This is a genomic window from Pseudomonas triticifolii (genome assembly GCF_014358015.1).
Taxonomy (GTDB): domain Bacteria; phylum Pseudomonadota; class Gammaproteobacteria; order Pseudomonadales; family Pseudomonadaceae; genus Aquipseudomonas; species Aquipseudomonas triticifolii.
On sequence record NZ_JACONV010000001.1, the window covers coordinates 468366 to 490538 of the forward strand.

The 22173-nt window shown below is 59.6% G+C and carries 19 protein-coding genes; 10 read left to right on the forward strand and 9 right to left on the reverse strand.

All coding sequences use genetic code 11. The features are described from left to right. Nucleotides 1-5 precede the first annotated feature (5 nt). From H8S56_RS01945 to H8S56_RS01955, 3 genes are all read left to right on the forward strand, one after another. On the forward strand, nt 6-908 hold the full coding sequence (locus H8S56_RS01945; RefSeq protein WP_187517710.1) for a LysR substrate-binding domain-containing protein: 903 nt from the start codon (nt 6-8) through the stop codon (nt 906-908). A gap of 177 nt (nt 909-1085) precedes the next feature. Then, the gene (locus tag H8S56_RS01950; protein ID WP_024685843.1) at nt 1086-2396 is read left to right on the forward strand and encodes an MFS transporter; all 1311 of its coding nucleotides are present in this window, start codon (nt 1086-1088) and stop codon (nt 2394-2396) included. Then, the gene (locus H8S56_RS01955) at nt 2393-3652 is read left to right on the forward strand and encodes a metal-dependent hydrolase family protein (RefSeq protein ID WP_024685844.1); all 1260 of its coding nucleotides are present in this window, start codon (nt 2393-2395) and stop codon (nt 3650-3652) included. The genes H8S56_RS01950 and H8S56_RS01955 overlap by 4 nt, the downstream gene beginning before the upstream one ends. Before the next feature lie 178 nt (nt 3653-3830). Here the strand turns inward: H8S56_RS01955 and H8S56_RS01960 are convergent, their stop codons facing one another. Both H8S56_RS01960 and H8S56_RS01965 read right to left on the reverse strand, forming a co-directional pair. Then, the gene (locus tag H8S56_RS01960) at nt 3831-4730 is read right to left on the reverse strand and encodes a polysaccharide deacetylase family protein (RefSeq protein WP_024686350.1); all 900 of its coding nucleotides are present in this window, start codon (nt 4728-4730) and stop codon (nt 3831-3833) included. Between the two features lie 138 nt (nt 4731-4868). Then, nucleotides 4869-5996 carry a GNAT family N-acetyltransferase/peptidase C39 family protein gene (locus H8S56_RS01965; RefSeq protein WP_187517711.1) on the reverse strand — a complete coding sequence of 376 codons (1128 nt, stop codon included), beginning with the start codon at nt 5994-5996 and terminating at the stop codon, nt 4869-4871. A gap of 92 nt (nt 5997-6088) precedes the next feature. Here H8S56_RS01965 and H8S56_RS01970 point away from each other — a divergent pair, with 92 nt between their 5' ends. Continuing rightward, nucleotides 6089-7675: a RimK family protein gene (locus H8S56_RS01970; protein WP_024686352.1), complete on the forward strand. Its 1587-nt coding sequence runs from the start codon at nt 6089-6091 to the stop codon at nt 7673-7675. Between the two features lie 6 nt (nt 7676-7681). After that, nucleotides 7682-8611, forward strand: a complete 930-nt coding sequence (locus tag H8S56_RS01975) for a magnesium transporter CorA family protein (protein WP_024686353.1) — start codon at nt 7682-7684, stop codon at nt 8609-8611. Nucleotides 8612-8753: 142 nt separating this feature from the next. Here the strand turns inward: H8S56_RS01975 and H8S56_RS01980 are convergent, their stop codons facing one another. The 5 genes from H8S56_RS01980 to lexA form a co-directional block, all read right to left on the reverse strand. Beyond that, complete coding sequence (locus tag H8S56_RS01980; RefSeq protein WP_024688482.1) at nt 8754-9605, reverse strand: urea carboxylase-associated family protein; 852 nt, start codon at nt 9603-9605, stop codon at nt 8754-8756. A 73-nt stretch (nt 9606-9678) separates the two neighbouring features. Then, nucleotides 9679-12831, reverse strand: a complete 3153-nt coding sequence (locus H8S56_RS01985; protein ID WP_214653907.1) for an error-prone DNA polymerase — start codon at nt 12829-12831, stop codon at nt 9679-9681. Next, nucleotides 12771-14186, reverse strand: coding sequence for a Y-family DNA polymerase (locus tag H8S56_RS01990; RefSeq protein ID WP_024694769.1), 1416 nt, complete (start codon nt 14184-14186; stop codon nt 12771-12773). The genes H8S56_RS01985 and H8S56_RS01990 overlap by 61 nt, the downstream gene beginning before the upstream one ends. A gap of 7 nt (nt 14187-14193) precedes the next feature. After that, nucleotides 14194-14814, reverse strand: coding sequence for a translesion DNA synthesis-associated protein ImuA (gene imuA / locus H8S56_RS01995; protein ID WP_187517997.1), 621 nt, complete (start codon nt 14812-14814; stop codon nt 14194-14196). Continuing rightward, nucleotides 14814-15431 (reverse strand): transcriptional repressor LexA, encoded by a 618-nt coding sequence (lexA, locus tag H8S56_RS02000; RefSeq protein ID WP_187517713.1) that lies wholly within the window; start codon nt 15429-15431, stop codon nt 14814-14816. Before lexA ends, imuA begins: the two co-directional genes overlap by 1 nt. Before the next feature lie 197 nt (nt 15432-15628). On the opposite strand from lexA, the gene H8S56_RS02005 reads away from it, so the two are divergent. Continuing rightward, nucleotides 15629-16624 carry an aldo/keto reductase gene (locus H8S56_RS02005; RefSeq protein WP_187517714.1) on the forward strand — a complete coding sequence of 332 codons (996 nt, stop codon included), beginning with the start codon at nt 15629-15631 and terminating at the stop codon, nt 16622-16624. A gap of 94 nt (nt 16625-16718) precedes the next feature. On the opposite strand, the gene H8S56_RS02010 is transcribed toward H8S56_RS02005, so the two are convergent. Then, entirely contained in the window at nt 16719-17405 is a 687-nt protein-coding gene (locus H8S56_RS02010; RefSeq protein WP_187517715.1) for a hypothetical protein, read from the reverse strand. 499 nt (nt 17406-17904) lie between these two features. Between H8S56_RS02010 and H8S56_RS02015 the strand changes: the two genes are divergently transcribed. From H8S56_RS02015 to H8S56_RS02025, 3 genes are read left to right on the forward strand one after another with little or no spacing between them, the layout of a single operon-like run. Further along, nucleotides 17905-18915 (forward strand): aliphatic sulfonate ABC transporter substrate-binding protein, encoded by a 1011-nt coding sequence (locus H8S56_RS02015; RefSeq protein ID WP_187517716.1) that lies wholly within the window; start codon nt 17905-17907, stop codon nt 18913-18915. After that, a complete protein-coding gene (locus tag H8S56_RS02020) occupies nt 18912-19757 on the forward strand; it encodes an ABC transporter permease (protein ID WP_187517717.1) in 846 nt (281 codons plus the stop codon). The genes H8S56_RS02015 and H8S56_RS02020 overlap by 4 nt, the downstream gene beginning before the upstream one ends. Before the next feature lie 3 nt (nt 19758-19760). Beyond that, the gene (locus H8S56_RS02025; protein WP_187517718.1) at nt 19761-20474 is read left to right on the forward strand and encodes an ABC transporter ATP-binding protein; all 714 of its coding nucleotides are present in this window, start codon (nt 19761-19763) and stop codon (nt 20472-20474) included. A gap of 17 nt (nt 20475-20491) precedes the next feature. On the opposite strand, the gene H8S56_RS02030 is transcribed toward H8S56_RS02025, so the two are convergent. Next, nucleotides 20492-21571, reverse strand: coding sequence for a polyamine ABC transporter substrate-binding protein (locus H8S56_RS02030; RefSeq protein WP_187517719.1), 1080 nt, complete (start codon nt 21569-21571; stop codon nt 20492-20494). A 339-nt stretch (nt 21572-21910) separates the two neighbouring features. Between H8S56_RS02030 and H8S56_RS02035 the strand changes: the two genes are divergently transcribed. Then, nucleotides 21911-22171, forward strand: a complete 261-nt coding sequence (locus H8S56_RS02035; RefSeq protein ID WP_187517720.1) for a DUF1652 domain-containing protein — start codon at nt 21911-21913, stop codon at nt 22169-22171. The last annotated feature ends 2 nt before the right edge of the window (nt 22172-22173 follow it).

Consider the following 22173-nt stretch of genomic DNA (forward strand, 5'->3'; position numbering starts at 1 on the left):
CTTTCATGCGCATAGAGCCGTTGCCGCCGCTGCAAAACCTGATCGCTTTCGAGGCCACTGTCCGCCACGGCAGCTTTACCCGTGCGGCCACCGAACTGAACCTGACGCAAAGTGCGATCAGTCGACAGGTTGCGCAACTGGAAGAGTTTTTGGGGCGGGCCCTGTTTCGCCGCGAGCACAAACGCATTCACCTGACCGTCGCCGGGCAGATCTATGCCGAACAGATCCAGCGCGTGCTGACGCTGTGTGCAGAGGCGACGGCGCAGGTCATCACCCACAGTGGCGAGCAGCAACTGACACTGGCGTGTTCCAGCGGCGTCGCAGCCCTGTGGCTGGGCCCTTTGCTGGGTCGCTATCGCGACGAGTTTCCTGGCGTGGATATCCGCCTGCGCGTCGTTGACGGCCTGGATTCACTGATTCGCGCCGAATTCGACCTGGCCTTGTACTTCCTGCGTGAGACCTCGCCTGCGGGAATGGACAGCCGTTTGCTGTTTGCCGAATCGGTGAACGCTTACTGCTCGCCGGATTATCTGAACGGCCAACTGCTGGAACCTGTGCAACTGCTCGACCATTGCCTGCTGATGCTGGAAGACGGCCAGCGCCAGTGGTTGTCCTGGAATGACTGGTTCGGCCGCCAGGGCGTTGATGCGTCGCTGATCCGCAAGCGCATGACCGTCAACCTGTACCCCGTGCTGGTGGACCTTGCCATGGCGGGGCACGGCATCGTATTGGGCTGGCAGCCGATGATCGATCGTCACGTGCGGTCTGGTGCGCTGGTGCCTGCGTGCAGCACAAGCGTCGGCGCAGTCGGCGGCTATTACCTGCTGACGCCTGGCGGCAAGATGCCGCGCCGCGCCGCAAGGGCGTTCGAGAAATGGCTGACCCAGGAAATCGCCGTACAAGGATGATAGTTTGCATGCGCAGCACGCATGCAAACCTGCGTAAAGAGCGTTTTCTCAAAAGCTGGACTGCGCCTACTCTCAACCCTAACGGGCGCTAGACCTGATTCTGTTTCACCTTCCGACTCTGCCCCCTTTATCAATGCAGGGTCGTTCCCTGCGTGTATTGCATGCAGGAGCTAAAAAGTGAGCACACCACAACAATCCCTCACGCACACTCACAACAGGCAGGCGCGTCGCGCCGTCACTGCCACGGTCATCGGCAATGGCCTGGAGTGGTTCGACTTCACGGTCTACAGCTTCTTCTCGGTGATCATCGCCAAAGTATTCTTCCCGACCGGCAGCGAACTGACCTCTTACCTGCTGGCACTGGCCACCTTTGGCGTAGGTTTCTTCATGCGCCCGGTGGGCGGCATCGTGCTGGGTATCTACGGGGACAAGCGCGGGCGCAAGGCAGCCCTGTCGCTGACCATTCTGCTCATGGCGCTGGGCACCTTGATCATCGCCCTGACGCCAAGCTTTGCGCAGATCGGCTACATGGCCCCGGTGCTGATCGTGCTGGCGCGCCTGCTGCAAGGCTTTTCCGCAGGCGGCGAGATGGGCAGCGCCACGGCGTTTCTGACCGAACACGCGCCCGCCGGCAAAAAAGCGTTCTACTCCAGCTGGATCCAGGCCAGCATCGGCGTGGCCGTGCTGCTCGGTTCGGCGCTGGGCGCGATCCTGTCCAGCTACCTGACGCAGGCACAACTGGAAAGCTGGGGCTGGCGCGTGCCGTTTCTGATCGGCACCCTGATCGGCCCGGTGGGCTTCTACATCCGTAGCCGCGTTGACGAGACGCCCGCCTACACGGCGAGCAAACCGGTCGACTCGCCATTGCGCGAGGTCATCAAGACCTACCCGCGCCAGACCCTGATCAGCTTTTCGCTGGTGGTGCTCTGGACCGTCTGCACCTACGCGATCCTGTTCTACATCCCGTCCTACGCACAGCGCGTGCTCGGCTTGCCATCATGGATGGGTTTCAGCGCCGGCATGATGGGCGGCGCCGTGTTGATCGTCGCCACGCCGCTGGTGGGCGCCATGGCAGACCGTACCGGCAACCGCAGCTGGCTGCTGGGATCAGCCATCGCCATCTTCTTCAGCGCGTATCCGATGTTTTTGTTCATCAACCAGATGCCGGGACTGTTCTCGCTGCTGATTTTCGAACTGGTGCTCGGCCTGCTGATTTCCGGCTACATCGGCTCGATCCTCGCCGCATTCGGTGAGCTGCTGCCGACCCATGTGCTGTCGACCGGTCTGTCGGTGGCCTACAACTTTGCCGTGACCATTTTCGGCGGCTTCGCCACGTTCACTATCACCTGGCTGATTGCCTCGACCGGCAGCAACCTGGCACCGGCCTTTTACATCATGTTCGCCGCAATTGTCAGCGGTATTGGCGCGACGCTCTATCGCGACCGCTCAACTGCAGTGAACCGTCCTCTGACTGGAGCCTATCAATGAGTACTGCTCAACCCCCACGCCTGATCCTGCGCAACGGTCGCTTGCTAGACCTGGAACAGGGACAACTGATCTCGGGTCAGGAAGTCGTGATCCAGGGCGAACGCATCGTGGATGTTCGCCCTGAAGGCGAGCCTGCCGGACCAGACGATCAGGTGATCGATCTGGGCGGCAAGACCGTGATGCCAGGCCTGATCGACTGCCATGTGCACGTGTTGGCGTCCAACGCCAACCTGGGCATGAATGCGCTGCAACCCAATGCAATCATCATGTACCGCGCCTTGCCGATTCTGTCCGCCATGCTGGATCGCGGTTTTACCACCGTGCGTGATGCAGGCGGCGCTGACTGGGCGCTGGCGCGTTCCATTCAGCTGGGGCTGATTCCGGGGCCGAGGATCTTTGCCTCGGGCAAGGCGCTGTCCCAGACCGGCGGCCATGGCGACATGCGCGCTCGCGGTGAACTGCTGCTCAACGAACCCTGCTCCTGCTGCTTCCGGGCCGGTGCGATTGCGCGGGTGGTGGACGGCGTCGACAACGTTCGTCTGGCGGTGCGCGAAGAGCTGCAACAAGGCGCCAACCAGATCAAGATCATGGCGTCGGGCGGGGTGTCTTCACCCACTGACCCGATTGCCAACACGCAGTACAGCGAGGCTGAAATCCGCGCGATTGTCGATGAGGCTGCCGCGGCCAATACCTACGTCATGGCACACGCCTACACCGCACGCGCCATTCGCCGGGCCATTGAGTGCGGCGTGCGCACCATCGAGCACGGCAATCTGGTGGACGCCGATACAGCCCGTTTGATGGCCGAAAAAGGCGCGTTTGCGGTGCCGACCCAAGTCACCTACGAAATGCTCGCTGAATACGGCGAGCGTTTCGGCCTGCCTGCCGACTCGGTGGCCAAGATCGAGGACGTTCGTCAGGCCGGACGTAATGCGCTGCTGCTGTTCGCTGAAGCCGGAGTGCCGATGGGCTATGGATCCGATCTGTTGGGCGAGATGCATGAGTATCAGACTCATGAACTGAAGATTCGCGCCGAGGTGCTGGGCAATCTGGCGGCACTGCGCAGCGCGACCAGCGTGGCGGCGCAGATTTTGCAACGCGAGGGTGAGCTGGGTTGCATCGCCAAGGGCGCAATGGCCGACGTACTGGTAGTGGATGGCGATCCGCTGACTGACATCCACTGCCTGGTGGGTCAAGGCGAGCGACTGGCGATGATTGTTCAGGGTGGTCACGTGCGCAAGAACACGCTGAGCTGACTGGCGATCCTGGCTCCGGGGCCGGTGTATTCAGCCGAAGTGTTGCGCCCGAAAGGCAGTCTTCGTGGACAAACGCAACGCCGCCCGGTCCACTCCTACGCGCTGAAAACCGGTTTCAGCCAGTGGGAGCGGACTTGTCCGCGAAGGGGCCGGTATATTCAATCGAAGGGTTGCTGACTCAATCAGCGTTATGGTCCCAGATCCAGTTCCACAGGCCTGGGAGCTTCACGGGTTCCGCATCATCCTTGACTGTACGAGCCATGGCTGCGCGCTGCAATTGCGCGCTGTCATCGTAGAAAGGCCTGGAAGACAGCCGCACGCCGGTCTGGTTGGCGCTGTCGACCAGAATCTGCAGGTACTCTCGCGCATGTCTCGCGGTATAGCGGTTCAGGTCATGGAAGGTCACCACCACCGGAATCACCCCATCGACCGCCGGTAACTCGCCGGCGGCGATGCGTTCGCGTACTTGTGACAACTGACTGACCATATTGGAGCGCCGCCTGAGGCTGAAGTTGTAGCCCCAGATTTTTCCATCATTGGCGCTCAGATCGGTCAGCAGCACATGCAGCCCATGTCGCTGGTAAGCGCTGAACGTACGTTTGTCGTAATTCCAGAAAGGCGGGCGCAGTAAAACGGTCGGCCTGCCGGTGATCGACTCGATGATCGCGCGACCTTGAGTCAGCGAATGATCCAGTTCGTCTGGCGACAACGAGCGATGGTTGGTGTGATGTGGCGTTGCAGTGTGAAAGCCCAGTAGATGACCTTCCTGGTGCTCGCGGTACATGAGCGCCCGCCCCTCGTCACTGTTGCCCGCACCGGTGGCGCCGGTCTGCACGAAAAATACGGCCTTGATGTTCGGTTCAAGCGGATTGTCGGCCAGGCTGTCGAGCACTTCGGCGGTCGGGTTGTGAAAGCGTGATGCGCTCGGACCGTCGTCGAACGACAGCAGGAAGCGAACCGGTGGCTGCTGACGCAGCCGCTCGGCGGTCTGGGGCGTCAGCGGGACCGGCGCGCTGATGCAGGCAGACAGGCTCAAGGCAACCGCCAGTGCGCACAATGCCGTGAAGGAGGGTTTCATAACCGGGTGTTCCAAATGACCAGTCAATACACGTGCCCATAACGGGCGTTCTGCCATTCTTCCCTGCCCGGCCCATCCAGTGCATCTTCATCTGCGGTGCACACACTAGCCCTGCCCCGTTATTAAAGCCATAGCCGCTCATGAAGCTTGCGCACGATCACGGTCAGAAAGTGTTGCCGGGTAAACAACCACGGCGGCACGCAGCTTGTCAGTCCCAAAACAGCTCATTCGATTGAAGTCGGCATGGCTCACGGGCAGATGCTGGCAGTCGATAGCCTGACGGTGCAGGCTGTGGTCGATATCCGGGTCATGCAGGTAGACGAAATCGTTGTCGCAATCCGTGACCATCACCCAATGCGGCGCCTTGGAGCGGGTGAGGCGATAGCTGCTGATCAGCACCAGCGGCTTGCCGCCCTCCGCCAGCACACGCGGCAGGTTCAGGGCATGATCGGCCAGCATCTGGACGCCTGAATCGTCCAGTTCACGACAAAACTGCTCGTGTACCAGACGTACCACCTGCTTCTTGGTATCACTGCGCACACCGTTCAGAAACAAAGGCCCGGACACCGACACCAACAGTTTCACGCCAAAGCCGCGCCGCCAGGCTGCCAGAGCCAGTCCCTGCGGACTGCATCCGCCATGGCCCGAGGTCATGAATACGGTGGTCGCCTCCCGCCAGATCTGCAACTCCTCGGCACGCACCATCGAGCGCTCGGGTTGCAAGGCTTTCATCGCCATCAACAGGCAGGCCGGGCCGCAGGTGAAATCCAGTGTTTGCTGATAGTAAGGCACCGAACGGCCGTTATGCCGGGCGTGCTCGACAATACGTTTTTCATAACGCAGCGCAGGCGCATGGTCCTGATAGTAATCATCGACCTGCGCGAAGCGCCGATAGCCGCTGCGCTCATACAGGCCAATGGCGGCGAGGTTATCGGGGCGCACCTCCAGACGCAGATAGGCGCAGTCGCGCTCGACCGCCTGCTGCTCTGCACGCTGCAACAGGTGCTTGCCAAGCCCCTGACCCCGTGCGGTGTCGGCAATCGCCAGCGAATACAGACGCCCCAGCGATGTGCCACGGTGAAACAGCACCAGCGCATAACCGGTCAGCTGTCCGGCACGCTCGGCCACGATCAGACAAGCATTGGCCCGACGAATCATCCAGTTGAAACTGCGGGCCGTCAGCCGGTCCCCTTCAAAGCACTGGTTCTCCAGAAACAACAAACCTTCGACATCGGATTCCACTGCACCGCGAAATATAAAGTCCATCTGCACCGCCGTAAAAGTTGTGTAACGAAACGGGACATTTCAATAAGCACATGCTTAATAGAAAGGACTGTTTCCCATCGGATCGATTACCCATGTCAGCGGCGCAGGTGAAGATGAACGAAGTATCGGCTCAACGTGAAGTTTCAGCAACAACGAAACGGGCTTATCCCGCCGTTCCTTTTGCAGCACAGAGCCAAGTTGTCATTATTGTCGAGCGACTGGAAGACTGGGCGTCCTACTTCCCCAGCGAAGACCTGATGACCGCGCAGGATTATCTTGAAAAACCGCTGAAAGCCACAGCAGGCAAGCGTGTACAGGTCATCAACCTGTGCCGGAGTTACAAGTATCTGGGTCACGGCTACTACTGTTCGCTGTTGGCGGAGGCGCGCCAGCATCATGTAATTCCGTCTGTACGCACGGTCAGCGAACTGACACGCAAGTCACTGTACGGATTGGCACTGGATGACCTGGACAAGTTGCTGGAAACTGCACTTCAGGATCACCCTTATGACGACACCGACAGTTTTACACTGACCCTTTACTTTGGTCAGACGACCCTGGCCCCGCTCAACGATCTGGCGCGCCAGTTGTTCGAAGCGTTTCCCTGTCCGATTCTGCTGGTTGAATTCCGCAAGCGGGACAACTGGCACATTTCAGGTATCAAGGCCGGCGCACTGCCCCGCTTGCGTGATGATCAGCAAGACGAGTTCGCCCTTGCGCTGGATGGCTTCAGTCGCAAGATCTGGCGACAGCCGAAGTCGCGCCGTCTGGCCCGCTACGACCTGGCGATCCTGCATGATCCGCAAGAGCAATTGCCGCCCTCCAATGCCGAGGCGCTGGCCAGTTTCATTCGCGTCGGCCAGCGGCTGGGTATCGATGTCGAGCTGATCGAGAAGAAGGACTATGCGCGACTGGCCGAATACGACGCGCTGTTGATCCGCGAAACCACCAGTGTCGATAACCATACCTACCGCTTTGCCAAGAAAGCGGAAAGCGAGGGGTTGGTGGTCATGGATGACTCCACGTCCATTCTGCGCTGCACCAACAAGGTGTACCTCACCGACCTGCTCAAGAGCCACGATCTGGGAATGCCGCGTACAGAAATCCTCTACAAGGACAGGCCCGAAGAACTGGAAAGTGTTGCTGAACGTCTCGGTTTTCCACTGGTGCTGAAAATTCCCGACGGCTGTTTCTCGCGCGGTGTCATCAAGGTCAGTACGCCCGAAGAAATGCAGGCAGCGACGGCTCAGTTATTCGAGCATTCGGTGTTGCTGCTGGCACAGGAGTTTTTCTACACCGAGTACGACTGGCGCATCGGCATCCTCAACCGCAAGCCGATCTTTGCCTGCCAATACTTCATGTCCAAGGGGCATTGGCAGATCTACAACCACAAGGCCGTCGGTGCCGAAATCAATGGCGAATGCCGCACTCTGGCGGTTCACGAAGCGCCACGAGCCGTGGTCGAACTGGCGCTCAAGACCGCTAACCTGATCGGTGACGGCCTTTACGGCGTTGACCTGAAGCAGGCAGGCGACAAGGTGGTCGTCATCGAAGTCAACGACAACCCCAACCTGGACGCCGGTATCGAAGACGCTTACCTGCAGGACGATCTGTACAGCCTGGTGCTGGAGGAGTTTATCCGCCGCCTCGAACTCAAACGCCTCGGTCAGGCCTGGTGACGTCCGATGATCAAAGGCCTGAAACTCGATGCAAACCGCCTGCAAGCCTGTGATCCACACACCGCTCAGGTGCTGTGGTTCAGCAAACCGGACGCCAGCGAGCGCACGCTGCTAGCGGAGCGTTTTCATCTGGATGAGCATGCGGTGGCATCCGCATTGGACCCGGATGAAATATCCCGCATCGAGTTTCACCCCGATGCATTGTTTCTGATCTGGAAGCGGCCCGAGAACTATTCGGGCCAGGACAGTTTCTCGTTTGATGTCTCGTCATTCGGCGTCTTGCTCAAGCAGGATCAGTTGCTGTTGATCTGCGACGACGACCAGCCACTGACGTCACTGGTAACGCAACGCCCTCTGGATCAGCCGCTGGATATCCTGCTGGAAATGCTGTTCAACAACATCCATCACTATCTGGGCCACTTGAAGGTGATCAAGATGGTGGCGCGCGAACTGCAGCAGAAATTCAATTCCTCACTGGAAAACCGCCATTTGCTGCAGATGTTCAACCTCAGCGAAAGCCTGGTGTATTACATCAACGCGATCCACAGCAACGGTACGGTCCTGACCCGCCTGCGCAATCATGCGCAGGGCAAGCAGTATGGCAGCGCGGTCCTGGCGCTGATCGACGACATGATCATCGAGAACGACCAGTGCTACAAACAGGCTGAAATCTACTCGACGGTCTTTGCCGGGCTGATGGATGCACGGGGCAATCTGGTCAACAACAGCACCAACACCCTGCTGCGCAAGCTGACCCTGATTAATGTGGTCTTCCTGCCGCTGAATCTCATCGCCGGGATCGGCGGCATGTCGGAATTCAGCATGATGACCGCCCCGCTGCAGTGGTGGGTCAGCTATCCCGCATTGCTTGTCGCCATGCTGGGTATGGGCGCTGCGATGATCTGGGGATTGCGCAGGATGGCGCGCTCGGCGTGATGAGAGGTCGGCGAAAGCGTCATGCCCGTTGCCAGCAGATCGTTTGATAGATCGCATCGCCGGCAAGCCGCCTCCCACAATATCTCGATTAATCATCAATGGACATGTGATCTGATAAGCCGCCGCTCAGGACGCCAGAAATCTAGATCTCCCACTCAGCCTTGGCGATCTGCAGACCGTGCAGCCCTTTGTACGCTGCGCGCTGTGGAGGCTGCCAGCCTTCCAGCAGGGACGCTTGCAGGTCATAAATTTCGACACCCAACGGCCTGCATACACTTAACGGATCCTGAGCATCCGGCCCCCACATCGGCAGCGACAGGTCGCCGCCCGGACAGGTAGACAAGGCGCACAGCAGATCGATTTCGGCGAAGAACTCAAGATAATCCCCCTTCTGCGCCGGGCAAGCCTTCATGAAGTACATGTCGTCATGGTTAAGCCCCGTGCACTGGAAAATGTTCAATACGTCGTGCACATCGAATTCGGTCAGACCGTAGGGCAGCACCGCGCGTGTCAGGTTCGAATGGCAATGATGATGGAAGTCCTCGCCGGTCAGCATCTTATTGACGTAGGGGTCGCAGCGCGTCCCCAGCAGGTCATGCAGTCGCCCACCGTGCTCGTCGATGCCGTAACTGGCCAGACTGTCGTCGGTGATGGTCACCATGGGTCGCAGGAATGGCAGGTTCGACCAGAGCCGGTCGTGAGTGCTGACATGAGCGCCCTGCAACTGACGGGTTCTGGCCGCCCACAGTCGCTCGCGGGGATCATTGGCGTTCCAGACGTTGAAATCACCCACCTGCGGGCCGACCGGTGTGGTGACGCGAAACACTTGCCCGGCCTTGACCTTCCAGGCGCGACCGGTGCGGATCGGCACTTCGAACTGCTCGACCAGGGTGCGCTGCTGGGCATTGGCGCGGATACGCTCGTAAAAGGCCGTATCAACCTGCAGTGCGGCACCTTTGCTCACCTGATAAGCGGCTGGATAGTCTTTGTACATGCAAGGCCTCTCGTGGGCAGAATGGGAATGCGTTCAATGCTGCAAATTGCGAGCCTGTTTCGCGCCCCTGCGGTTACTGGAAATCCCGGCTGCGCACATCCAGCCCGGTCAGCAACGGCGTCAGGTCATACAACCGCTGGGCGATCAGATGCCTGACTCCACTCTTGGACTCCAGACGCCCGAACACTTGCAGCAGCTGTGAACCGACCAGCACTTTACGCTGACGCTCGGCCAGGTCGCGCCAGACAACGACATTGACCATCCCGAATTCGTCTTCCAGGGTCACGAAGGTCACGCCGCTGGCGGTGCCGGGGCGCTGCCGGCCGATGACCAGTCCTGCCACGCTGAGGGTTCGGTCATTCTCCAGGGTGAGCAGATCCTGCGAACTGCGAAAGCGCTTGGCGGCCAGTTGGCGACGCAGCAAGGCCAGCGGGTGCGGCCCCAACGTGGTGCCCAACGTGGCGTAGTCGGCGACCAGATCCTCGGCCACGGTGGGCAGCGGCAGCGTGACCTGATGTTCTTCACTGGGCAGATCATCAAACAAGGGCCGCTGGGCTTCTACACCGGCGACTTCCCAGCGTGCCCGATGCCGATGGCCGATCAGGCCACGCAATGCACCGGAATCGGCCAGAGACTCAGCAGCACGGTGGTCCAGCCCGGCGCGAACCGTCAGGTCAGTGGCATCGACGAACGCACGAGTCGCTCTGGCGCTTTCGATACGCAGCGCATCGTCTTCCCGAAAGCCGCGCACCATGCGCATCCCCAGACGAATCGCCAGATTGCGCCTGTAGTCGGGATGTTCGATGGGTTCCAGTGAGCAATCCCAGTCGCTGTAACGCACATCCACCGGGCGGATTTCAATGTGATGGCGGCGTGCGTCCTGCAACAGTTGATCCGGGCTGTAAAAACCCATGGGCCAACTGTTGATCAAGGCGCAGGTGAAGGCCGCCGGCTCATGGCACTTCAGCCAGCAGCTGGCGTAGGTCAGCAAGGCAAAGCTGGCGGCGTGGGATTCGGGGAAGCCGTAACTGCCGAAGCCCTTGATCTGCTCGAAAATGCGATCAGCGAAGGCCTGCTCGTAACCGTTCTTCAACATGCCTTTGGTCAGGCGCTCGCGATGCGGCTCAAGCCCGCCGTGGCGTTTCCAGGCCGCCATGGAACGACGCAACTGATCGGCCTCGCCGGGCGTGTAGTCGGCAGCGATGATCGCCACTTCCATAACCTGTTCCTGAAACAACGGTACGCCGAGGGTGCGTTTGAACACTTTTTCAAGCGCTGGCGGATAGGTAATCGCCTCTTCCTTGTTACGCCTGCGCAAATACGGGTGAACCATATCGCCCTGAATCGGCCCCGGCCGGACGATGGCCACCTCGATCACCAGATCGTAAAACTTCTCGGGCCTGAGGCGCGGCAGCATGGCCATCTGTGCCCGCGACTCGATCTGGAACACGCCGATGGTGTCGGCGCGACTGATCATGTCGTAGGTCGGGCGATCATCGGCCTTTATGTTCGCCAACGTCCACTGCTTGCCGCGATGCAAGTGCACCAGATCGAAGGTCCTGCGCAGCGCGCTGAGCATGCCCAGGGCCAGGATATCGACCTTCAACAGGCCGACCAGATCAAGGTCGTCCTTGTCCCATTGAATAATGGTGCGGTCGGCCATGGCCGCGTTCTCGACAGGTACCAATGTGTCCAGGGGATGCTCGGAAATCACGAAACCGCCTGGATGCTGCGAGAGGTGCCGAGGAAAGCCGATCAATTCGTCCGTCAGGGCCAGCACTCGTTTGAGCATCGGCGCTTCGGGGTCGAGGCCGTATTCGCGCAGGCGCTCAGGAGAAGGCAGCGTATCGCTCCAGCGACTGAAGGCATCGGCCAGTGCATTGATTTGATCGGGCGGCAGGCCCAGCACCCTAGCCACGTCGCGCATCGCGCCTGAACCGTGATAAGTGCTGGCCACGGCGGTGAGCGCTGCCCTGCCCCGGCCATAACGCCGGAACACGTACTGAATGACTTCCTCGCGGCGGTCATGCTCGAAATCCACGTCGATGTCGGGCGGTTCGTTGCGCTCTTTGGAGATGAACCGTTCGAACAGCAGGTTACTCGTTTCCGGGTTCAGTTCGGTGATCCCCAACGCATAACACACCACCGAATTGGCCGCAGATCCTCGCCCCTGGCAGAGAATATGCTGGCGGCGGGCAAAGTCGACGATGTCGTGAACCGTCAGGAAGTAGCTGTCGAACTTCATTTCCGCGATCAGCGCCAGCTCCTTCTCGACCTGCTCACGGGTAGAAGCGCGCAGGCCGTCAGGCCAGCGCTTGCGTACGCCACGCTCGGTCAGCTCGCGCAGCCAGGACGACGGGGCCTGGTCTTTGGGGACCAGTTCCTGGGGATATTCGTACTTCAAATCTTTCAGGTCGAACGAACAGCGCTGGGCAATACGTACCGACTCTGCCAGCAGCCAGTCAGGGTACAGCTCGGCAAGCGCGTCTTTGGTGCGCAAGTGACGCTCACCGTTGGCAAACAATCGATGTCCGGCCTCGGCGACGGTGGTGTGATGGCGGATCGCAGTCATGGTGTCCTGCAAGGCGCGTCGTCCACGGGCATGCATGTGCACGTCGCCGCAGGCCGCGACCGGAATGCTCAAGGACTTCGCCAGCGCCAGCAGATCAGCAAGGCGCTGCTCGTCATCCGGCCCACGATGCAGTTCGACGCCTAGCCAGAGGCGCTCGGCGAAGCGGCCACACAGCCAGCGTCCTTGCTCCAGACAGGCTTGAGCGTCGCCATCGATGTCTGGCAGCCAGATGGCCAGCAAGCCGCTGGACGATACCTCGATGTCATCGCGCAGCAGCCGGTATTCGCCCTTTTTGGCGCGACGCCGAGCCACGGTGATGATTCGGCAAAGCGCCTGGTAACCGATCAGGTCTTCCACCAGCAGCACGACCTTGGGCCCCTTCTCAATCTGCATTTCGCTGCCGACGATCAGAGGCAAACCGCTGTCCTTCGAGGCCTGCCACGCCCGTACGATGCCGGCCAACGTGCATTCATCGGTGATCGCCAGCGCTGCGTAACCATGCCGTTCGGCCCGCTGAAACAGCTCCTGAGCGCTGGACGCGCCACGCTGGAAGCTGAAGTTCGACAGGCAATGCAGTTCTGCGTAATCGGTGTTCACGCGAACCAGCCGTGCAGCAGCAGCTCGCCATTCTCGCCCACAGTGCGATAGGCCCATGCGCGCTGGCCGCTCAGGGTTTCCACCCGATAGTAATCACGGCGCACATCACCGCCGTCCCACCAGCCCGACTCGATACGCTCAGGACCGGCCAGGATTCGGACAGCCTGTGCGGGCAAAGTCTGCGGCTGATTCAACAGCCAGCCCGGACGGGCATGATCGCTTACGGTTGGCAGGGTCTTGCTTTCAGTCGCGGGTTGCCAGGCACATTCGGGGCGATGGTCGGCAAGTGCTCGCAGACCGTTGACCGACTCGTCACCCAGTCGCGCCCGCAGGCGTTCGCGCAGTTGCTCCCATGGCAAGGTCTGTTGCTCTCGTTCATCGAACAATGTCCGGTGCGTGGGAACAAAGTCCGGCAAGTCCCGAGCCAGCAAGCGAACCGCCCGGACCGGAGAAGCCACCAGCACCTGTTCCAGCCTGCCACGTGCCAGTTCGAACAGCATCGCAGCGTCACGTTCGGCACTGAGCAGGCCTACCTGAACGACGGTATCCGGTCCGTCGACATGCTCCAGATGCAGGGCGAACCGCTGCACGCCACTGTCGCGCCCCGTCAGGAACATCGCCAGATCGGCGATCAGGCGCTTGAGCGGGAACAGCAAGGCCTGATGTGATTCGACGTCGAAATTCAGTTCGATGCGCAGGTCGAAAAAATCCGGCGGCAGATAGCATTCCAGGGCCACCGGCCGCTCGCCCAGCAATGTGTCGAGATGCTGCAGAACACTGACCGGAAAACGCCGCGCCAGCGTATCGCGCGGCAAGGCCAGCACCTGGCGGACATTGCGCAGGCCCATGCGGGTAAACGCCGTTGCCACTTCACGCCCAAGGCCGATACGGTCTACAGGCATCTGCTCAAGGGTGCGGCGCAGAGCGTGCGGGCAATCGATGCTCAGGCCATCGTGCATGTTGGCCAGCATGCGCGCAGCCACCGGGTTGGGCGCCACAACGATGCGATGACGAAAGCCAAGCCCGGTCAGTTCTTCGCGCAACCTCTTCTCGAACACCGGCCATGGTCCGAACAGTTTCAGGCTGGACTCGATTTCCATCAGCAGAACGCGTGGGTATTTGAGGCTGACGTTGGAGCTGAAGCCATAGGCCCAGGCTGCCAGCAATTGCTGCAAGCGTTCGGTTTCGGACGGATCATGGGCGACCATCGTAAAACCTGAAGCCAAGGCCTGCGCCGCACTGAGCGACTGCCCGGGTCGCAGCCCAAGGGTTCGCGCGGCCGGATTCACGGCCTGCAGCACCCGACGTTGTGCGCTGCCACTGATCAAGGCCAGCGGCTCATCCGGATCGGTATGGCGGCGCATGACGCCGTCGAGTGCCAGTTGCGGCAGCAAGACACAGGCCCACAGCATAAGAACCTCAAGCGTCGGTCGGGAATGGAATCGGCAAGGCAGGAGCAGGCCCGCCACGGCATTTGAGCACCCGCAATTGTGCGGGACGGGTATCGACAGCAATGCGCAGTGCAGCGGGCGACGGATTGGCAGCGGCCTGCTGAGGCCGACAGGCGAAGGCCAGGGTCTGTCCGGTTTCGGCAGCCACCTGCAGGCGACGCAACGCACGGTCATCGACCATGCCGGGCCAGCACACCACAGCGCCACAACTGCCGGAGCGCAGGCATTGCTCGGCGGCCCACAAGGCGTCCTTGCCGCCGGCATTGATCAAGGTCATTTGTCGCAGATCGACCCCGGCAGCCAGCCAGGCCTGCGGGTACGGCAGATACGGCGGCGCGACCAGTACGATGCGCTCACCGATGCCGGACAGCCGCGCCAGGCTGGGCCATAGCAGGCGCAACTCACCACTGCCATTGGCGGGGATCAGGATTTCAGTCAGTGCGGCAGGCGGCCACCCGCCAGTGGGCAGGACGCTGTCGAGCAACGCATGGCCGCTGGGCTGCGGGCTGGCCTGCGGCGCTGACTGCTGACGCCCTTTCCAGACCCTGCGCTCATCCAGCAGGCTGTCCAGGCTGACGACGGCGCCCATCATTCGCGCCGGACCAGGCCGCAGAACACGCCTTCAATGGCGAAGTCCTGATCGGGTGTGACGAGAATAGGCTGGTAAGCCGGGTTGCGTGGCAACAACTGCAGCCCGTCGGCGCTGTGGCGCAGCCGCTTGATGGTGACTTCACCATCCAGACGGGCGACGACGATCTGACCGTCGCTGGCCAGCGGGTTGCGATGCACGCCGACCAGATCGCCATCGAGAATGCCGTCCTCAATCATGGAATCACCCTGCACCCTCAGCAGGTAATCCGGCACGCGGGTGAAGGTGCCACGATCCAGATGCAGGGTGGCGTGTACATCAAGGTCCGGCCCGATGGGCGCACCGGCAGCGACGCGACCCAGTACGGGGATTTCCAGCAGCTCTGGGCGCGAGCCGTTCTGCAAAAGACGAATACCGCGTGCCTGGTGGGGCACCACTTCGATCAGCCCGGCCTCGGTCAGGGCCACAATGTGTTTGCGCGCCACGCTGCGCGAGGCAAAACCGAAAGCCTCGGAGATTTCTGCCAGGCTCGGCGATTGCCCTTGCTGCGCGATGCGATCGCGGATGAAGGTCAGGATGGCGCTACGGCGGGGAGTTAATCTGCTCATGGAGTACATTTGTACTCTTTTGCGTTTTTGCTGGCTAGTGCGTTTTGTCGGATCAGAAGTCTCAACCCCGGATCGTCGTCAGGTGCCTAGGCGCCACGCCAGCGACTGTTTAGAAAATCCGAACAGTTAAATCAAAAACACCCGGTTTATTGCCCAAGATAAAGAGCAGAAACTGATCCGGTCTTTTATCTCAAGGAGCAATCACCGTGATCACACGTCAACTCGGCAAACAAGGTCCCGAGGTGTCCGCCATAGGTCTGGGCTGCATGGGGATGTCAGATTTCTACACCACCGGGATCGATGAGCAGGAGTCCATAGCCACCCTGCATCGGGCACTGGAACTGGGCGTCACCTTTTTCGACACCGCCGACATGTACGGCCCGCACACCAACGAATCGCTTCTCGGCAGAGCATTGGAGGGCAAGCGTGAGGGCATTTATCTGGCCAGCAAGTTCGGCATCCTGCGCAGCGCCGATCCCCACGCGCGTGGTGTCGACGGACGCCCCGAATACATTCGCCAGTCCATCGACGGCAGTCTCAAGCGTCTGAACACCGACTATCTGGACCTCTACTACCAGCACCGCATAGACCCGAACGTGCCAATCGAGGAGACCATCGGCGCCATGGCTGAGCTGGTCAAGGCCGGCAAGGTGCGTCATATCGGCATTTGCGAGGCGAGTGCCGCAACCATCGAGCGCGCCCACAAGGTGCATCCATTGGCGGCTGTACAGAGCGAATATTCGCTGTGGTCGCGCGACCCGGAGCACGACGATGTACTCGCTACCTGTCGCCGTCTGGGCATTGCGTTCGTGGCCTACAGCCCGTTGGGACGAGGGTTTCTGACAGGTGAACTGCGCACCCCGGACGACTTTGCGGCAGACGACTACCGCCGTTTCAGCCCACGCTTTCAGGGTGAGAACTTCAATCGCAATCTGACGCTGGTGGAAAAGGTCAAAGCGCTGGCGGCAACTAAAGGCATCAGCGCTTCACAGCTGGCACTGGCCTGGGTCCTGGCGCAAGGCGACGAAATCATCCCGATTCCTGGCACCAAACAGCGAAAGTACCTGGAAAGCAACGTGGCGGCGGCTTCCGTCACCCTGAGCAAGGATGAGCTGGCGCAGCTCGATGCGATCTTTCCCGCCGAAGGTGCTGTGGCCGGTGAGCGTTACGGGGCGGCGTCGATGAAGTTTCTTAACGGTTGACTGGATGGGTGCGATCGCCCTGATCAGACGTCTACAAACCTGCTGAAGAAAAACGCATTGAATTTAATGTATTCAGCAGGTAGCCGCCTTTGCCTCAGGTCGATTGCGGACACGCTTCGGTCCCGTTGTTGAGACCCTGCTTGTGATTCTGGTATTCCAGCGTGGCCTTGCCATCGACCCACTTCAAGGTCACGACCACCACCGAATCAAAATCATCGCCCTCCCAGTCATTGACCAGTTTCACATCCTTACCGGACGCTTCCTTGGCCACCTTGTTGATCAGCTCAGGCAGATAACCATGGGACCAGGCGGTATAGATAATCGAGTTATGGTACTTGTCGTGCATCAACTCGTCGGCAAGGTCACTGGTGTCATTGGCACCGAAGTCGATGTTAATCGGTAGACCCAGCTTGATTGCACTCGGGCCAACCGTCATCAAAGGCCTAACGTAGCTGTAAGAAAGATCACCATCACCCTCTTCCACATGTCGGCTCGGATTGGCGGCGAAGATGAAGTCAGCCTTGCCAAATTCCTTGGGCAGCAGTTCGGACAATTCGATGGCGCGGTTGAGCCCCTGACAGTTCAACTGGCCGAGCCCCATTGAAGGCTTTTCCGCATGACGCAGAAACACCAGCGTCTGGGTGCCGTTTTTCGGGTCGGCGTACACGCCTTTGCCCATGGAAAACAGCAGAACGGCTGACGCCATCAAAATCGTAGGAAGAGAAATCCATGCGATGCGCCGCTTAAGTCGGCTGCTCGTAGACAGGTTGGGAATATTCATTATTTTCTGAGTCCGGTACGCGGTTTACGCGGTTAAGGGAGAAGTCAGCGTGTCGCTGCTGCGAATGCGCTTGCCTTAGCGGGTTCGCTACCCTTTTTTGTCCCTGCGGATCAGTCGAATGCGTGCCCCTTGATCACGGATAAAGATTAGTTCGGTAATGTTTCGGAATGAAGAATACGGACGATAGGAGTCCCAAAAAGCGTTTGTGTTGCATGAAGGCCGCAAAAAACCTGAATGTTTCTCAGTAAAGCGGTCCGCCAATGGATGCTTTTGTCCCAGCTCACACTGTTGATTCTGCAACAGCTTCTCGACAGCACTGTACTCCTGAAAGCAGTGCCTGCGACTTCAAATCACGCCAAACCGCGCTCAACAGCCTCTCCGGGGCATCTGGCACAGAGCCTGCATATTCCCTTTTATGCGCTTACTGCCCACTCAACCGCTGAATTGGAAATAAAAACCGCAGCGGTTGCTACCTCACTCTGATCCGGATCATCTACCCATGCCACTACCTCGCTTTGCGCTCCGCTTGCAGACATCCCGCGTGCTTGCAAAATGGTTGCTGACCAGCTTCACACTGGCCTTCACGCTGCAGACCGGCGCTCAGGCCGCTGAAGCCTTGCCCGCCGAAGTACGCCTCGATTACGCCTATTACTCGCCTGTGAGCCTTGCGCTAAAGCATTTCGGCTGGCTGGAGCAGGCGCTTCCCCAATCGAAAGTGACCTGGGTATTGAGTCAAGGCAGCAACCGCTCTCTGGAATACCTCAACAGCGGTAGTGTCGACTTTGCCTCCTCGGCCAGTCTGTCGGCGGTATTGGCGCGGGCCAACGGTAGCCCGATCAAATCGGTATACGTCTACAGCCGGGCAGAATGGACAGCCTTTGTGGTGCGCAAGGATTCGTCGCTCCAGTCGGTTGCAGACCTGAAAGGCAAGAAGATCGCAGCAACCAAAGGCACTGACCCTTACCTGTTTACCTTGCGCGCCCTGCAACAGGCCGGCCTGAAAAAAGATGACGTTGAACTGCTTCATCTGCAGCACCCGGACGGTCGCATAGCGCTGGAAAAAGGTGATGTAGACGCGTGGGCTGGACTGGATCCGCACATGGCTGCCAGCCAGATTCAGGCAGGTTCGCGCCTGCTCTATCGCAATAAGGATTTCAACAGTTACGGCGTGCTCAGCGTCACCGAGTCGTATGCCAAGGAGCATCCGAACGCGATAAAAACCGTACTGACGGCTTACGAAAAAGCGCGCGACTGGGCCGTGAAGAATCCTGAAGAACTCGCCAGCCTGCTGGCCAAGGAGTCCGGCCTGCCCCTGGAAGTGGCCAGGCTGCAACTGTCGCGCACAGACCTGAGCAACCCGCAACTGAGCACCAGGGATGTCGAGTCCTCCAAGGCAGCTGCGCCGATCCTGGTCTCAGAGGAACTGGTACGCAAAGGCGTGAACGTCGAGCAGGTCGTCGATCAGTTGATTACCCCTGACTTCTCGGCCTCTGTGATCGCCCGGCCATGAATAGCGCACGCAAGACGCTCAACCGTGCGCAGCCTGCCCTGTCGACTACGTTGAAACGCGGTGTGTGGGATCGTTATAAGACTTCAACTAAAGGGTTGGTATTACCCGCACTGATCGTGGTGTTGCTCGAGTTCGTTGTGCGCATCGGCTGGCTGCCGTCCTATCAAATGCCGGCGCCCAGCGAGATCGTACTGACCCTCTGCGACCTGGCCGATGGCGCGTTGTGGAAACACATCAGCGCCAGCCTGCTGCGCGTGCTCAGTGGCTTTGCCATCGGTGCGAGCCTGGCGCTGGTGTTCGCCGCCTGGGTGGGGCTCAGCCGTGAGGCCGAGGCTTATCTGGAGCCGACCTTCGCCGGGCTGCGCTCGATTCCGAGCCTGGCCTGGGTACCGCTTTTGTTGCTGTGGCTGGGCATCGGCGAAACCTCCAAGATCGTGCTGATTGCCATCGGTGCCTTCTTCCCGGTCTACCTCAATGGTGTGGCGGCGATTCGCGGTATCGATCGCAAGCTGGTGGAAGTCGGTCAGATGTACGGGTTCAGCCGCTATCGTCTGACACGCCGGATTCTGCTGCCTGCCGCCCTGCCCGGCCTGTTCACCGGATTGCGCAGTGGAATGAGCCTGGCCTGGATGTTTCTGGTGGCTGCCGAGCTGATCGCTGCCACAAAAGGTCTGGGCTACCTGTTGAGTGATGGACGTGAAACCTCGCGCCCGGACATCGTTCTGGCGGCCATTGTCGTACTGGCGACCCTTGGCAAGTTGAGCGATGGCCTGTTGGCCGGGCTGGAAAAACGTTTTCTGAGCTGGCGCGATGCATTCAATGGCCAGAGCCGGGAGGGTTGATTGATGACAGCGTCATTGATGGATATTCGCGTTGCACACAAGGCGTTTGCCGAGAGTACGGTCTTGCAGGGCATCGACCTGTCATTGCGACCTGGAGAAATTGTCAGCCTGCTCGGCCCGAGCGGTTGCGGCAAAAGTACGTTGCTCAGGATTGCGGCAGGCCTTGAGCATGACTTCAAGGGCGAGGTCAGCAGGCCGCATGGCGAGGTGGCGTTTGTGTTTCAAGAGCCACGCCTAATGCCGTGGCTGAGCGTTGCGCACAACATCGGCTTGAGCGACGACCAGCACTTTGATCGGCACTGGGTCGGGCAATTGATTGAAGAAGTGGGCCTGTCCGGCTTTGCCGACGCATTACCCAAGGCGCTGTCAGGCGGCATGGCGCAACGCGTGGCGATTGCTCGCGGTTTGTATTCGCATCCCAGTGTGCTGCTGCTGGATGAGCCGTTCAGCGCGGTGGACGCGTTCACACGCATGAAGCTGCAGGACCTGCTGCTGCAACTGGCTCGACACCACGCCATCACGCTGTTGCTGGTCACCCATGATGTCGATGAGGCGCTTTACCTGAGTGACCGAGTACTGGTCATGGGCACTCGTCCCGGCCGAATCGTTCATGAACTTTCGGTCGATTTACCCGCACCCCGAGACCGCCGCAACCCGCTGCTGGCCCGTCTAAAGGCCCAAGCGCTGACTGAATTGCAGCAGGCGCATCTGATTTAAACATTCAGCGGTCTGTATTATTTGCCGGCCTTGATTGACTCCCAGATGCCTTCGCGCAACTGATCCATCCTGGCCGAGATAGGGGCCATGGCAAACAGGCGGTCGAGCATGTCGGCGTCAGGATAGACGTCGGTGTCGCTCCACAGACCGGGCTTGATCAGGGCATCAGCCTTCTCGTTGCCATTGGCGTAATGCACGACATTGGTAATGCTGGCGATGACTTCCGGACGCAGCAGATAATTCAGGAACGCATACGCGGCCTTCGGGTTCGGCGCATCTTCGGGAATGGCGACCATGTCGAACCACATCGGCGCGCCTTCTTTAGGCACGACATAATTGATCGCAATCGCAGTGCCAGGCTGCGCTGCCTGTTCCTGAGCCTGTGAAATATCACCGGAATACCCCACCGCCACGCAAATCTTGCCTGTTGCCAGGTCGTCGATGTACTGCGACGAGCTGAAGTCACGAACATAGGGACGCACATCGCTCAGTACGGCCTGCGCCCGGACATAGTCTTCAGGCTTTTCACTGTGAGGATCAAGGCCCAGGTAATTCAGGGTGATCGGCAGCATGGCCGGGGCGCTGTCGAGAATCGCAACACCGCACTGGGCAAGCTTTTTGATGTTTTCAGGCTTAAGGATCAGGTCCCAGGAATTGAGCGGAGCGTCTTTACCCAGCGCGGCCTTGACCATAGCCGCGTTATAGCCGATCCCGGTGCTGCCCCACAGATAGGGAAAGCCATGTTGATTGCCCGGATCGCTGGCATCCAGGGCCTTGAGCAATACCGGATTGAGGTTTTTCCAATTAGGAAGCTGGCGCTTGTCGAGGGTCTTGAGCAGACCTTTCTCGATCTGCCGCCCCATAAAGTGAACCGAGGGAAACACAACGTCGTAGCCGGAGTGACCCGCTGTGAGCTTCGCGTTGAGCAGCTCGTTGGTTTCGAAGGTCTCATACCGGGTCTTGTAGCCCGACGCCGTCTCGAAATTTTTCAAGGTGTCCGGCGCAATGTAATCGGTCCAGTTGTAGATATTGACCGTTTCCGCTGCATGGCTGGTGGACGCCAGCAACATCAGTGCGGCAAGAGAAGTTTTACGCATTGTTATTTCCTCAGGTCAATATCGACAGCTTGCCTCAGTCCATGACAGGGCTACAAGGCCTGCAGGAAAGCACCCAAGCACTACCCTATTTTGACGCAGATCAAACAATTGAAAAATTCTTGCCACGTCATAAAAAATTTTTCCAGCAATGCGTTGTCCGGTGCTACTTTTAGTCCTTGTCAGACCGTTCGGATAATACCGTAGGAAAGCAGAGTGATCAGGCGAGGATTTGCATCCGTGACCCGCCTGTCAACTGGGCCTTTGCAGGTTGCATCTCGGTCGGTCTTCCTACCCTTTGGAGCGAAGGAAGTGCTCGATTGAAACAGGTGGGCCATCGCTATGAACAAAGTCACGTTTCCCAACGCTTGCCAATTGATGCGCTGGCATTTTCATCCAGTTGGTTTTGAAGCCAGCATGGATGCGCCCAGCAGCATGATTGCCCGACTGTTTGATCGCGCCAGTGGCGAGACTGTTCTGGCCATCGCCGGACTACCCTGCGCTACGGTGATGAATGCGGCGGACGTCGAGCGGATCATCGAAGCCATTGAAGCCGAACTGGAGCTGTTCGGCGCGCATGTTCCGATAGCGAGTTTTTCTTGAAG

Bases quoted from the DNA above. Each gene is read 5' to 3' on its own strand.
- H8S56_RS01945 (WP_187517710.1), top strand. From the start codon at position 6: ATGCGCATAGAGCCGTTGCCGCCGCTGCAAAACCTGATCGCTTTCGAG.
- H8S56_RS01955 (WP_024685844.1), top strand. From the start codon at position 2,393: ATGAGTACTGCTCAACCCCCACGCCTGATCCTGCGCAACGGTCGCTTG.
- H8S56_RS01960 (WP_024686350.1), bottom strand. From the start codon at position 4,730: ATGAAACCCTCCTTCACGGCATTGTGCGCACTGGCGGTTGCCTTGAGC.
- H8S56_RS01965 (WP_187517711.1), bottom strand. From the start codon at position 5,996: ATGGACTTTATATTTCGCGGTGCAGTGGAATCCGATGTCGAAGGTTTG.
- H8S56_RS01970 (WP_024686352.1), top strand. From the start codon at position 6,089: ATGTCAGCGGCGCAGGTGAAGATGAACGAAGTATCGGCTCAACGTGAA.
- H8S56_RS01975 (WP_024686353.1), top strand. From the start codon at position 7,682: ATGATCAAAGGCCTGAAACTCGATGCAAACCGCCTGCAAGCCTGTGAT.
- H8S56_RS01980 (WP_024688482.1), bottom strand. From the start codon at position 9,605: ATGTACAAAGACTATCCAGCCGCTTATCAGGTGAGCAAAGGTGCCGCA.
- H8S56_RS01985 (WP_214653907.1), bottom strand. From the start codon at position 12,831: ATGGGCCTATCGCACTGTGGGCGAGAATGGCGAGCTGCTGCTGCACGG.
- H8S56_RS01990 (WP_024694769.1), bottom strand. From the start codon at position 14,186: ATGCTGTGGGCCTGTGTCTTGCTGCCGCAACTGGCACTCGACGGCGTC.
- imuA (WP_187517997.1), bottom strand. From the start codon at position 14,814: ATGGGCGCCGTCGTCAGCCTGGACAGCCTGCTGGATGAGCGCAGGGTC.
- lexA (WP_187517713.1), bottom strand. From the start codon at position 15,431: ATGTACTCCATGAGCAGATTAACTCCCCGCCGTAGCGCCATCCTGACC.
- H8S56_RS02010 (WP_187517715.1), bottom strand. From the start codon at position 17,405: ATGAATATTCCCAACCTGTCTACGAGCAGCCGACTTAAGCGGCGCATC.
- H8S56_RS02015 (WP_187517716.1), top strand. From the start codon at position 17,905: ATGCCACTACCTCGCTTTGCGCTCCGCTTGCAGACATCCCGCGTGCTT.
- H8S56_RS02020 (WP_187517717.1), top strand. From the start codon at position 18,912: ATGAATAGCGCACGCAAGACGCTCAACCGTGCGCAGCCTGCCCTGTCG.
- H8S56_RS02025 (WP_187517718.1), top strand. From the start codon at position 19,761: ATGACAGCGTCATTGATGGATATTCGCGTTGCACACAAGGCGTTTGCC.
- H8S56_RS02030 (WP_187517719.1), bottom strand. From the start codon at position 21,571: ATGCGTAAAACTTCTCTTGCCGCACTGATGTTGCTGGCGTCCACCAGC.
- H8S56_RS02035 (WP_187517720.1), top strand. From the start codon at position 21,911: ATGAACAAAGTCACGTTTCCCAACGCTTGCCAATTGATGCGCTGGCAT.